General features: G+C 67.4%; 11 protein-coding genes and 1 other RNA gene. 3 read left to right on the top strand and 9 right to left on the bottom strand.

The window, feature by feature from the left end:
* Positions 1–254 precede the first annotated feature (254 nt).
* Positions 255–630, bottom strand: a transfer-messenger RNA (tmRNA) gene (gene ssrA, locus WBA11_RS13790).
* Between the two features lie 51 nt (positions 631–681).
* On the bottom strand, positions 682–1,122 hold the full coding sequence (locus WBA11_RS13785) for a hypothetical protein (protein ID WP_424521247.1): 441 nt from the start codon (positions 1,120–1,122) through the stop codon (positions 682–684).
* Between the two features lie 671 nt (positions 1,123–1,793).
* Here WBA11_RS13785 and WBA11_RS13780 point away from each other — a divergent pair.
* The 3 genes from WBA11_RS13780 to udk are packed head-to-tail and all read left to right on the top strand — an operon-like array spanning position 1,794 to position 3,727.
* Positions 1,794–2,105, top strand: a complete 312-nt coding sequence (locus WBA11_RS13780; protein ID WP_424521246.1) for a YtxH domain-containing protein — start codon at positions 1,794–1,796, stop codon at positions 2,103–2,105.
* Between the two features lie 44 nt (positions 2,106–2,149).
* Positions 2,150–3,061 (top strand): YaaA family protein, encoded by a 912-nt coding sequence (locus WBA11_RS13775; RefSeq protein WP_424521245.1) that lies wholly within the window; start codon positions 2,150–2,152, stop codon positions 3,059–3,061.
* A gap of 48 nt (positions 3,062–3,109) precedes the next feature.
* Positions 3,110–3,727: a uridine kinase gene (gene udk, locus WBA11_RS13770; RefSeq protein ID WP_424521244.1), complete on the top strand. Its 618-nt coding sequence runs from the start codon at positions 3,110–3,112 to the stop codon at positions 3,725–3,727.
* Here the strand turns inward: udk and WBA11_RS13765 are convergent.
* The 7 genes from WBA11_RS13765 to WBA11_RS13735 form a co-directional block, all read right to left on the bottom strand.
* A complete protein-coding gene (locus tag WBA11_RS13765) occupies positions 3,724–4,455 on the bottom strand; it encodes a type III pantothenate kinase (RefSeq protein ID WP_424521243.1) in 732 nt (243 codons plus the stop codon). The two genes, udk and WBA11_RS13765, sit on opposite strands and share 4 nt — an antisense overlap.
* A gap of 37 nt (positions 4,456–4,492) precedes the next feature.
* Positions 4,493–5,749: a hemolysin family protein gene (locus WBA11_RS13760; RefSeq protein ID WP_424521242.1), complete on the bottom strand. Its 1,257-nt coding sequence runs from the start codon at positions 5,747–5,749 to the stop codon at positions 4,493–4,495.
* Positions 5,750–5,779: 30 nt separating this feature from the next.
* Positions 5,780–6,562: an enoyl-CoA hydratase/isomerase family protein gene (locus tag WBA11_RS13755; RefSeq protein WP_424521241.1), complete on the bottom strand. Its 783-nt coding sequence runs from the start codon at positions 6,560–6,562 to the stop codon at positions 5,780–5,782.
* A 60-nt stretch (positions 6,563–6,622) separates the two neighbouring features.
* On the bottom strand, positions 6,623–7,549 hold the full coding sequence (locus WBA11_RS13750) for a hypothetical protein (RefSeq protein ID WP_424521240.1): 927 nt from the start codon (positions 7,547–7,549) through the stop codon (positions 6,623–6,625).
* Between the two features lie 24 nt (positions 7,550–7,573).
* The gene (locus WBA11_RS13745; RefSeq protein ID WP_424521239.1) at positions 7,574–8,092 is read right to left on the bottom strand and encodes a hypothetical protein; all 519 of its coding nucleotides are present in this window, start codon (positions 8,090–8,092) and stop codon (positions 7,574–7,576) included.
* A gap of 71 nt (positions 8,093–8,163) precedes the next feature.
* Positions 8,164–8,934 carry a PspA/IM30 family protein gene (locus tag WBA11_RS13740; protein WP_424521238.1) on the bottom strand — a complete coding sequence of 257 codons (771 nt, stop codon included), beginning with the start codon at positions 8,932–8,934 and terminating at the stop codon, positions 8,164–8,166.
* 193 nt (positions 8,935–9,127) lie between these two features.
* Positions 9,128–10,498, bottom strand: a complete 1,371-nt coding sequence (locus WBA11_RS13735) for a thymidine phosphorylase (protein WP_424521237.1) — start codon at positions 10,496–10,498, stop codon at positions 9,128–9,130.
* Positions 10,499–10,674: the final 176 nt, after the last annotated feature.

The following is a 10,674-nucleotide window of genomic DNA, read 5'->3' as shown; positions in this document are numbered from 1 at the left end:
GCCACGGGCAGCCCGCGCAGCGCGCGGTCGTCGCGCTGCTCAACCGACGCGTAGAACGCGTCCATGTCGACGTGGAGGATCTTGCGGAGCACACCGGAGGCTACGAGCAACCGATGACGCCGTACCGTCCCCGGGCTGCCCTCGAGGACGGGTACTGTGCATTACGCACGCCCTCACGCACGTGCTCCGACGCAGACGTCCTCGAGGCCGGAAACGACGACGGCCGGCCGCAGGGGAGCAGCCGGCCGTTGCCGATGTGGAGATGCCGGGAGTCGAACCCGGGTCCGAGAGACGCTACAGTCCAGGCGTCTACGACGCGTAGTCAACGCTTCAAAGTCTTTGTCCTCTGGACGCGGCCCGTTGACGGGCTTCCCGGAGGACGCAGGCTGATTGGGTCTCGCTTCGTCGGCCCAGCCGGAGCCTCTAAAGCCAGCTCACCCTAGATGGTACCTCGCACGGTGATGGTGAGCGTCCACCGTGCGAAGCAACTAGCGGCGTAATTACGCGGCCAGTGAGTAAGAGTAGTCGTTCGCTGCTACAATTGCGTTCCAATGGGTCTTACGGGCGTATTGGACACCACCCGGCGCGCAGCCTGCCGCACACTTCTCTCGTCGAAACCGTGTCATCCCCAAAGAACAGTCGCCGGGGGCCGGCGACAGGGGTACAACGTACGCACAGCCGCTAGGGTGCCTCGTCCGTCGCGTCTTCATCCCTCGTCCGAGGCGTCCCGAGGGGTACCAAGCCCCTGGACTCGAGGGCGGCCGTCAGCTCCTCGAGGACGGACCGTTGCAGGTCTCGCTGCATGGCGTACACCTTTGTCCGGCCGCCGAGGACGCTCTTGCTTTCGGCGCGGACGTAAACCCGCACGAACCCGCCGTCGAGCGGGACGAGGCTCAGAAACGCCTCCGTGTCGGACAGAATGCCCGACGCCACCTGCCGCGGTGCCGTCGCCACGATCAGCGAGTCTGTCGAGGGGGCCAACTCCCACCCGGCCTCGAGGACGGCGGCGCGCAGCTCCTCGACCAGCGCGGGGGACGCGCTCCTCACTTCGTAGTCGCGGTAGGGCGGAGACAGCCGCGGCGCGCAACCGGCGAGGAACAGCAAGAGGAGAGCGTATCGCATCGCGAGAGAGTACGCGCATCGCCACCGTGCCGACAGGGCAAAAAAAGGCCGGGCAGACACGCTCACCCAAACGTGTCTGCCCGGCGGTGCGCGGGCCGAAGCCCCAGTGCGCACGGTCCTTTTCGCGTCGGTGACAGGTGCGACCCATCGGACGTGCTCAGAACATGACAAGACTCATGCCAACCCCGCAGTCGTCTTCAGAATCCTGTCGGCGGCGAGGACATGACGAGCGGCCTCGAGGTTGAGAACACGTTGTGTCCTGAGAAATGGACGTGGCTGTCGAGGATCCGGGACGGGCAGGCCCAGTTCAGCCCAGTGTCCAGATGCCGCCGTCCTCGAGGACGGACCGCTAGCGCGTGAAAGCTCAGCCAGATTGGGCGGATCGGGCGAAGGACACATACCGAAGACCCTACCTTGTTCGTCAGGACACTCCGTACCCCCTCTATCCAGGTTTCCTATGCCCTGCGGAAAGAAGCGCAAGCGTCACAAGATTGCTACCCACAAGCGGAAAAAACGGCTCCGTAAGAACCGTCACAAGAAGAAGGGCCGTTAGCCTTTCTCACGTGCTCCCGTAGCTCGGGCCGTTCCCGAAAGGGGGAGCGGCCCGGACTCGGTTGGACCCGGCAGATGCATCTTCGTGTCTCCGTCGGGCCACCATCTCCTTACAAGCAATGAGTCAGCGTAGTCGAGCCATCCGGTCATCGATCTGGGGATTCCTCGTCGGAGGCGCCACGGGCGTCACCGTGGGGCTCCTGCTCGCTCCCGATGAGGGGCGCCAGCTCCGCCGCCGCGCGGCGTATCTGCTCGACCGGTGGGCCGGAGACCTCTCCGCCGTCCTCGATCGCCTGGACGCGTCTGCTGTTCCGAGCGACGCTCGAGCCCAGGCCGACGCCCTCGTCGCCGACGCCCGCCAGCAGGCGGAGTCTCTTCTCTCCGAAGCCGAGGCCCTGATTGACCAGGCCCGGCTCGGCCGCCGCGACTAAGCGGTCCTCTCTCTGCGCGGTGCGCCGCGCTTCCCCCGCGATCTGTGCGATTCACGATTCTCCTCCCGAGCGCGGAGGGCAAAGCGTCAGGCGGCAATCCGCTCGCGCCGGACATGTTCGACTACCGCTCGTCGAACACGTTTAACTACTTCTCCGACCTCAACCCAGAGCGTCGGGCGCTGATCAAGGCGCTCCAGAAGCAGGTCCGAAACGCGGACGAAGCCGAGCTCGAAAAGCTGTTCGGCGTCAAGGGAGCGACGCTCGAGGAGGCCGTCGAGGTCACGGGCGACGTGTTCAAGAGTCCCCTGATGGCGTCCGTGGATCGGTACGGACCTGGCGTCCTCTACACCGCGATGGACTTCGCGGGACTCCCGACCGGGTCCCAGCGGCGTCTCCTGGAGAACGGTGTCATCTTCTCCGGCCTGTTCGGGCTGCTCCGCCCGGACGACTTGATCCCGAACTACCGGCTCAAGATGGACGCCAAGGTCGGCGACCTAGGCCGCGTCGGGTCCTATTGGAAGGAGCCGCTATCAGCGGCCCTCAACAAGCTGGTGACGGGCCACGCCGTCTGGAACCTGCTTCCCGGCGTGCACGAGTCGGCGTGGGACGACGAGGAGACGTACGCGCGGATGATCCGGGTCAAGTTCTACAAGCAGGACGAGTCCGGCGAGCGGACCGCGGTCTCTCATGGCGTCAAGGAGTTGCGTGGGTCGCTCGTGGCGTTCATCGTCAACGAGACCGCGGACTCCGTCGACGCCCTCGACGAGTGGGAGGCGCCCGACGGCTACGAAGTCGACCTCGAAGGCTCCGACCTCGATGAGAACGGCAGCGGAACGGTCGTGATGGTGTCGTCTCCTGGGTGGGAGAAGCGCCGCGCGAGCCGCCGCAAGGCCAAGGCGCAGGCCGAGGCCGAGGCCGCCGCGGCACGTGCCGCTCGCGAAGCCGAGGACGACTAACCGCTCGGCCTCGAGGTCGCGTCCTCGAGGTCGATACCCTCCAAGTCCATGGCCGTCGTCATCGGAATCGCCGGAGGGTCGGGGTCTGGCAAGACGACGGTGCAACGTCGGATCATGGAGCGGTTCGGGCCGCGCCGGATCGCGCTCCTGGACCACGACGCGTACTACCGCGATCTCGACCATCTCGAACCGGAGCAACGCGCGCGGTTCAACTTCGACCACCCAGACGCGCTCGAGACCGATCTGATGGTGGATCACCTCGACGCGCTCATGGCCGGTGAGACAGTCGAGAAGCCGACCTACTCGTTCGAGACGCACAGCCGACTGGAGGCGACCGAGACCTTGCCGTCCCGACCCGTGGTCTTGGTCGAGGGAATTCTAGTCTTGGCAGAGAAGGCTCTCCGCGCCCGGATGGACGTCAAGCTGTTCGTGGACGCGGCGCCCGACGTGCGCCTGATGCGCCGCATGGAACGCGACCTCCACGAGCGCGGCCGGTCCGTCGAGTCCGTCCTGGAGCAGTACCGCCGCACCGTCCGCCCAATGCACCTCGAGTTCGTGGAGCCCTCGAAGCGCCACGCCGACGTCATCATCCCGCGCGGGGGCCAGAACCAGGTGGCCATCGACATGGTCTTGGCGCGCGTCCAGTCGCTGCTCGACCTCGACTAAAGGGTCGGGTCGGTGAGCAGCCGGACGCCCTCGAGGACGAGAAGCGGCTCGACGCGGTCGATGCGTGATATCCGGTCCGCGAGCCACGTTCCCCAGCCGCCCGTCGCGATGATGAATGCGTCATGGCCGAGGACCTCGAGGGTGCGGTCGACGAGTCCAGTGACGCCCTCGAGGACGAGCGTTGCGGTCCCGGCCTGGATGGCCTCGATGGTCGAGCTGCCGAACGGTTCGACGATGTCGGGCCAGGTACCTTGGGGGAGTTGTCCCGTTCCCCGAGCAAGAGAGCGGAGAAGGAGGTCTGGGCCAGGTAGGATGGCGCCTCCGAGGTACGCCGGCTCAGCCGTCACGACCTCCGTCGTGATCGCGGTTCCGGCATCGAGGGCGACGACTGCGCGATCTCCAGCGAGCGCGTGAGCCGCGACGGCGGCCGCGAGTCGGTCCGCGCCGAGCGTGTCGGGCGTCTCGTAGTCCATTCGAAAGGGGAGGGGGCAACCCGACGACACGATGGACACGGTCACTCCGACGTGCTCCGCCGCCTCGACGAGCCTGCCCGTCTGGCTCGGAACGACCGATGCGAGCCCAATAGCCTCGAGGCCGCTCACCCCACGGAGGCGGGTGGTCCACGTCTCGAGATCTGCGAGTGTCCAGCGCTCGAGGGCGCCCCACCCACCGTTCCATACCGCGCCCTTCACGGACGAGTTGCCGACGTCGAGGGCGAGGAAAGGCATCGTGTGGAAACCGTCCTCGAGGGCGGCTCGGCGGTGGCTACAACTGCTCGATGCGGACGGCCTCGATGCGGTTCGGGCTCGCGCGAAGCACCGTGAACCGGTAGCCCTCGGCCTCAAACGTGTCCCGCTCGCTCGGTACGCTGCCGACGTGGGCCAGGACGAACCCGGCGATCGTGCCGTAGTCGCCGTCCTCGAGGGCGATCTCGGTCTCGGCCTCGAGGTCGTCGAGCTCGACGCGGCCGTGGACGTGGACCGTCCGGTCGTCGACGCGGCGGATGGGGGCGGCGGCAGGGTCGTGCTCGTCGCGGATGTCGCCGAACAGCTCCTCGAGCAAGTCCTCGAGCGTGACGATGCCGGCCGTGCCGCCGTACTCGTCGACGGCGACGGCGAGGGTCGCGCCGCCCTTGAGGAAGTCGAACAAAAGGTCGCGGGCCGGCTTCGACTCCGGTACGACGCGGGCGGGTCGCAAGATGGCTTGGAGCGAGTCGGGCGCGTGGAACAGGTCGTGCGCCAGCACCACACCGACGATCGAGTCCACGTTTTCGCGGTAGACCGGGAGCCGGCTGAAGCCCGTCTCGATGAACGTCCGCCGGATCTCGTCGAGCGACGCGCGTTCGTCCACGGCGCGGATGTCGGTACGGGGGATCATCGAGTCCTTGACCTTGAGCGAGCGCAGCTCGAACACGTTGGATAAGATCTCGGACTCCTCTTCATCGAGGTCGAGCGTGCCGGTCTCGCGGCTCTCGCGGATCACAAGCTCGAAGTCGCGGCGGACGAACCGCTCGAGCGTCCCGTCCTCGCCTCCGGCCAGTCGCACGATCAGCCCACTCACGCCGCCGGCGATCTTGATGATGGGCCAGAACAGCCAATAGGTGATCTTGAGCGGTGCGGCGAGCGCGAACAACGCGCGGCCCGGGGGCTGGCGGAGCAGCGACTTCGGGATCACCTCCCCGATCACCAGCACGACGACGGCCGCGATAACCGTCTGTGAGGCCAGCACGGCGACCGTCGCGTCCTCGAGGCCGACGACCCCGCCCCAGAACGAGGCGAGTGGCGGCTCGAGCGCCAAGCTCATCAAGGTCGAGTAGACCACCAACGCCACGTTGTTGCCGACGAGGGTCGTTGTCAGGAACGTGCCGGGGTCGGCCAGGAACTCCTGCACGATGCGACCGAGCCAGCCGGCCTGGCGCGCCCGGACCTCCGTCTTCAGCCGGTTCGCGGTGACGAACGCGATCTCGGAGCCCGAGAAGAACGCGCTCAGCGCCAGCGTCAGAACGATGAGGACGATTTCCATGTGCGAGCGGACAGGTGCCGCTGGAGCGCGTTAGCGCCCGACGAACTCCGGCGTCTCCCGGTTGAGGAACGCCATGACGCCCTCGGCAAAGTCCTCCGTCCCAGCGCACTGCGCGAACAGCGCAGCCTCCTGCTGGAGACCTTGGGGGAGCGGAAGGTCACTGGCTCGGATCGCCTGCAGCGACATCGCCACGGCGACCGGCGCCTTCGACGCGATGGTCAGCACAAACTGACGCGCGACCTCGATGAGGTCTGTCGCCGGAACGACGCGGTTGACGAGCCCGATCTCGTAGGCGCGCTGGGCCGAGATGCGGTCGCCCGTGAGCAAGAGCTCGGTCGCAATGCCGCGACCGACCAAGCGTGGAAGCCGTTGCGTGCCGCCGAACCCAGCGATCAGCCCGAGATTGACCTCGGGCTGCCCAAACTGGGCCGTCTCTGCGGCGACGCGCAGGTGGCACGCCATCGCGAGCTCGCATCCGCCGCCGAGGGCAAAGCCGTTTACGGCGGCCACGACGGGCTTCGGAGAGTTCTCGATCGCGCTGAACACGGCCTGGCCGCGTGCGGCGAACCGGTGCGCGTCGAGGGACTCCATTCCGGCGAACTCGGAGATGTCGGCCCCGGCGGCGAACGCCTTCTCGCCGGACCCGGTGATCACGATGCCGCGGACGTTCTCCGTGCGGGCCATCCGAACGGCTTGTCCCAGCTCGCCCACCAACCGTTTGTTGAGCGCGTTGAGCGCGTCGGGCCGGTTGAGTGTGATCGTGAGAACGCCGTCGGCGTCGGTCTCGGCGAGGAGGGTTTGGAAGTCGGGCATCGAGGGCGGGATGGGAGGCGCGTTCGTCCTCGAGGTCGAGCCCCCGAGGTGGCATGGTGGTTAGCGCTCGCGGGTGCGTCGGCGCTCGCGCGTCTCGTCCTCGAGGCCGGGCAAGTCGCCGAGGACGTCATCGAGGTCGCCCAGGAGCCCCTCGCTCTCGCGCTCGAGTTGTCCCGAGGGGGAGGCCTCGAAGGCCTCGAGGTCGAACTCGTTGAGCGCCGACACGTCGACGGCGTCGTCGAGGGCGTCCATGGAGTGCTGGGTCTCCTCGACCTCGGAGATCAGCGTGTCGAGCTGGAACGAGACCTCTTCGGGGTTCTGCATCGTCAGCGACTGCTCGTAGACGTAGCGCGTCACGTCCTCGATGGTCTCGAGCTGGGCCTCGATGATGGCCAGGTTCTCGCCGGCCTTCTTGAACCGCCCCAACCGCTTTTCGAGAATGGCGAGCCGGCGTTCTTTGATGGCGCGGACGCGTGGTGGATCGCCCTCCATCTCGTGGCGCAGGCCGGAGATCGCATCGACGATGTCGTTCTCTCCCGTGCGGCGGGCAAACTGGACGTAGCGCTCCTTGAGTTGGAGCAAGCCGAGGTGCGCGTCCAAGAGACCGTCGAGCTTTTTGAGATGGGCCGTCAAGAGACCTTGGCTCGAGTAGGGGAGCTTGGCGTAGTTGTCCTTGATCGCCTTCTCCATGTTCCGAAAGCGGACGTAGCGCTTCTGGTCGTCCTTGGCCAACGTTCGGAACACCTCGCGGTCGCGGGGCTGCTTCCGGTGCTCCTCGATCTTGCGCGCGCGCACGGCCCGCTTGTAGCGCTCGTTGCGGGGCAGCGTGCCGAGGTACAACAGCTCGGCGGCGGCGGCGAACACCAACAGCACGTTCGCGGCCACGCCGCCGGTCAGGAGCGCAGCGACGAGGGCCAGGATCAAAAAGCCCAGGTTGACTGGGCTCATGAAAGCTTCCTTCGTGAAGTTGATCGACGAGTCGGGCATGGGGTGCGACGGTCGGTCGCGGGCTTAGAGTCCGGCGCGCCGGCCGATGGTCTTGCCGTCGTCGGAAGCGGGCGGAGGCTCGTCGGCGAGGGGAGGCGTGCGGCCGATGGTCTTGGGCGTTCCGGGACCGGTCGCCGGAGACCCCTTGACACTGTCGGGCGCGGCGGGCTCTTTGGCAGCACGAGCGGCCTCGGTCATGCTCACGTCGTCGCGAGCGCCCATCTCGATCTTCATCTGGCGAACCAGAGATTCGGCCTCCGCCTTCGCCAGGTCGGCCCGGTCGAGGTTGTCGGCGTTGCCGGTCACGGGGGCGTCGCCCTCGAGGGCGAGGTCGAAGCGGGCCTCGGCGTGGGCGGCGTCGCGCATCAGCTTATCGGTCGCCGCGTCCAAGTTGTCGCTGGCGGTGCGGTCGGTGATGGCGCCGAGCGCTTTGGCCGTCGAGGCCGTCCGCTGGGCCGTCTTGTGCTGTCGTTTGAGGTTGCGGAGCTGCTGGAGGTGGGCCTTCTCTTCGGCCTTGATCCGCTCGAACTCGTCTTTGTCCATGATGGTGGGGTGCTGGGGTTTGGGTGTTGGGGTCTGGGGCGATCGAACCCCTAGTCCCCAACCCCTAATCCCTACTCTGTACGTGTCCGGTCGCGCTCGACGGAGCCGCGGCCGATGGTGGCGGCCTCGTCGGGGATCTGGACTTGGGGGCGAGCGGCCGACTCCGTCGCGGCGGGCTCGCTCATGCCCATCTCGAGCTTGAACTGGCGGACCAGCTCGGCGCCCTCGAGCTCCTGGGCGTCCTCCTCGATCTGCATTGCCTCGGTGTCGATCGAGTCCAAGGCCATCTCCATACGCGCCTCGTTCTTGGCCGACTGCTCGTTGACGCGGCCGATCATCTCCTGGTGCGTCGCGTCGACGCCGGCGACCTCGAACTGCTCGAGGGTGTCGGCGATCTTGGCCTGCCACTTGGCGCGCTCGTGGGCGCGCAAGGCCTCGCGGGCCTCGTTGATCTTTTTCTCGCGCTCGCGCATGAAGGCCTTCTTGACCTGGAGCGACTTCTCGTAGGCCTGCTCGGCAAACTGGAGCTGCTCGCCGGTGCGGGCCTGGGCCTCCTTGATGCCCTGGAGCTGGACGGCGTAGCGCTGCGCGATGTCGTCACGGCCGGCGTTGATGGCCGCCTTGATCTTGCTCGTGAGCGACGTCTGCTCGTTGGTGTACTTCCGGTGCTCCTTCTGGAGCAGCATCACGTTGGCTTTCACCGTCGCGATGTTCTCGTTCATCTTCGGGACTTGGTCATTCAGCTCCCGGATGTTCTGCTCCAAGATGAGCTTGGGGTCCTCCATGGCGGAGATGGCCCCACCGAACATGGACGAGATGAGACGGGTGAATCGCTTCCACATGGGCGGTCGGTGTCGAGAGGTCAGGCGCTAGGAATGTACGGGAGCGCCGCGTAAGAGGCTTCTACGGAACGGACGGAGAATGGTTGTCGGTGACAGCCTGCTTCGCTCGTTGGAAATGGCAGAGGTCGGCCTCGAGGTCTGGAGCAAGCCGTGAGATTCGTCCTCGAGGTCGGGGGCCGCTGTCACCGAGCCCCTACTCTCCGCTTCGCGTCTCCCACGTCTCCCCATCGAACCGGTCGAGGACGAGCGGGCGCGGCGCTGACGGGGCGTTGGCTGCGCCGGCCTCACGGCTCTCAAGGACGAACGCGGATCGGACGGCCTCGAGGTCGGCGCGGGCGGGGTCGGAGGCGTAGATCCAGGCCAGGGGCTCTCCGTCCTCGACGCGTTCGCCGGGCCGTTTGTTGAGGACGAAGCCGGCCTTGTGGTCGACGTCGGCCTCTTTGGTGGCGCGGCCGGCACCCAGGTCGACGGCGGCGTAGCCGAGCGCGAGAGGATCAACATCGGCCACGAAGCCGGCGGTCTCGGCCTCGAGGACGGCGACGGGCTTGCCCATCAGCGAGTCGGGGTTTTCCAACGCGCCAAGGTCCCCACCCTGCGCTTCGACGATCTCCTGGAAGGCGCCGAACGCCGGTCCGTCCTCGAGGGCGGCGGTCGCCAGGCGACGGCCTTCCTGTGGGGAGCTCGCGGCGTCGCCCAGGTGGAGCATCTCGCCTGCGAGCGCGATGGTCACCTCGAGGACGTCGGGGCAGGGGCCGCCGGCCGGGGTCTGGCCGCGCAGGAGTTGGATGGCCTCAGCGGTCTCGGGGCCGTTTCCGATGGCACGGCCCAGGGGAACGTCCATCTGGGTCAACAGCGCGACGGTCGGCGTGCCGAACTGGCGCCCGACGCGGCACAGCGTGGCGCCGAGCTGGCGGGCGTCGGCTTGGGACTTCATGAACGCGCCGCGTCCGGTCTTGACGTCGAGGACGAGCGCGTCGATGCCCTCGGCGAGCTTCTTGGAAAGGATCGAGGCCGCGATCAACGGAATCGACTCGACGGTGCCGGTGACGTCGCGGAGGGCGTAGAGCAGGCCGTCGGCCGGCGCGATCTCGGCGGTCTGGCCGATCAGGACGGCGCCGGTCCGCTCCAAGACGTCGCGGTACTCGGGAATCGACAGGTCCGTGCGGAAGCCGGGGATGGCCTCGAGCTTGTCGAGCGTCCCGCCGGTGTGTCCCAACCCTCGGCCGGAGATCATCGGGACGGGCACGCCGCACGCCGCGACGAGCGGCGCGAGCACGAGGGACACCTTGTCGCCGACGCCGCCCGTCGAGTGCTTGTCGACCTTGACGCCGGGAACATCAGACAGATCGAGGACGGTGCCGCTGTGGAGCATGGCGCGCGTCAGCGCCGTCGTCTCGGTGGCGTCCAAGCCGCGCAGGAACGCCGCCATCAGGAACGCGGCCATCTGGTAGTCCGGGACCGCACCGTCGGTGTAGGCCCGGACCAAAGCGGCGATGTCGTCGGCCTCGAGGGCGTGCCCGTCTCGCTTTCGGGTGATGAGGCGAACGGCGTTGAGGTCAGGCATCGAGAGGCAACAAGGACAGGACGGGGACTACTCCGGTCGGTCGGGCGCGTTCTCCCGCCCTCGAGGGCAAGCGGTCAGGACGGTCTCGCACGCTGGGGTGGCCTTGAGGACGGCAGGGAGACACCGTTGCACGCAACGGCGCTACAGGGACCGACCGGAGCCGGATCGACCTCGAG

This window comes from Rubrivirga sp., from assembly GCF_049648075.1.
Taxonomy (GTDB): Bacteria; Bacteroidota; Rhodothermia; order Rhodothermales; family Rubricoccaceae; genus Rubrivirga.
Note: the sequence above shows the minus strand (reverse complement) of the source record. Positions and strands in the feature narration are given on the sequence as shown.